A 1,233-nucleotide genomic window follows, 5' to 3' on the forward strand; every position below is an offset into this window, starting at 1 on the left:
CCGTTTCGATGGGGTAGGAACACATGAGGACAGCTATATCCTGCCGGATGGTTTCTCTCGAAACCTGAAACTCAAATGCCAGGTTGCGGTCTGTATCGTGCCGCCTTATGCACAGCACTTCCAGAATCGCTTCCCGCCGTTCTGCATAATTCATGCGTCCACCCCCTTTCCCTTGCTCTCTGAAACCAATGGTATCTGGTAAAGGGCAAGCGAACCTTGCCCTTTAAGAAAAAAGTTCAAAAAAATTTTTTCCGCTTGATTACGCATCTTGTTACCTCCGAAAATTTGAAAGTGGGATAGGTTTTAGATTCCCGGAGAGGGGGCGGGGCGCGGGCGGCATACCATTTCCCGCGCGGTTTCAAAATTTTTTTGCTTTTTTCAAAAAAATCCGGCAGGACAGCGCCAGAAGCGCGGAAAAGCCGGATTTTCTTCGACATCTTTCCGCAGAATCCTCCGAAATCGGACAGAAGATGCTGCGGAAAACTGTCGATAAGAAAAAAAGGCGCAGGCAACCGTGGGGTTGCCTGCGTCTTTTTGAAATTATGGAATATCAAATGTGATAGATTTCGCCCATGCCGCCATCCGGCGGCATCAGGAAACTCAAAAGGGTCGCGCCACGCTGTCACCTCCCCGCAAAAGCGGCAAAAAAGAAAGGCGGCAAGGGCTTTCTGCCCCTGCCACCTCGTGACTGATACGCTTGGTTCAAAAAACAGTTTGTTTGAATTTTTTAGTTTTGTTTTGTTTCCGCGCCGTCCGGCCCGATTTTCCTGCCGTCAATCACGGTATTGACCGCCATGGAACCGTCCGCATAAAAGTAGTACCACTTGCCGTCAATCTGTTTGAAACCGCCGGCAAACATCCAGCCGTTACTGTCCAGCCAGTACCATTTTTTATCGTCTTGCAGCCAGCCGGTGACAGGCTTGCCGTTTTTCAGATACTGCCAGGACCCGCTGTGGTTCTGCATCCAGCCCTGGGCGGTCTGCGGGTCAATGACAATCTCCACAAACCGCCGCAGGACGGTAGCGACCTCGGCGCGGGTGGCGGTTCCTTTCGGGTCAAAACGGTTGCCGCCTTTCCCCGCCAGGATGCCCGCCTGCTGCATGGCTTTGACTTCCTTTGCCGCCCAGCCGCTGATCTGCGCGTTGTCCGCAAACGTCACAGCATCATGGGCAGCCGGCAGGTCATAGCCCAGCTTTTTCGCGTAATTTGCCATAATGACCGCCATCTGTTCCC

At 52.6% G+C, this 1,233-nt stretch carries 2 protein-coding genes; both read right to left on the minus strand.

Features of this window, described 5'->3' with window-relative positions:
* Positions 1 to 154: DeoR family transcriptional regulator (locus tag C814_RS13805; protein ID WP_016318084.1), on the minus strand; the 154-nt coding region annotated here is incomplete at its 3' end.
* A gap of 573 nt (positions 155 to 727) precedes the next feature.
* Positions 728 to 1,233 (minus strand): S-layer homology domain-containing protein (locus C814_RS13810; RefSeq protein WP_016318087.1); only part of this gene is annotated, 506 nt, incomplete at its 5' end.

It is taken from the genome of Anaerotruncus sp. G3(2012), from assembly GCF_000403395.2.
Classification (GTDB): Bacteria; Bacillota; Clostridia; order Oscillospirales; family Ruminococcaceae; genus Anaerotruncus.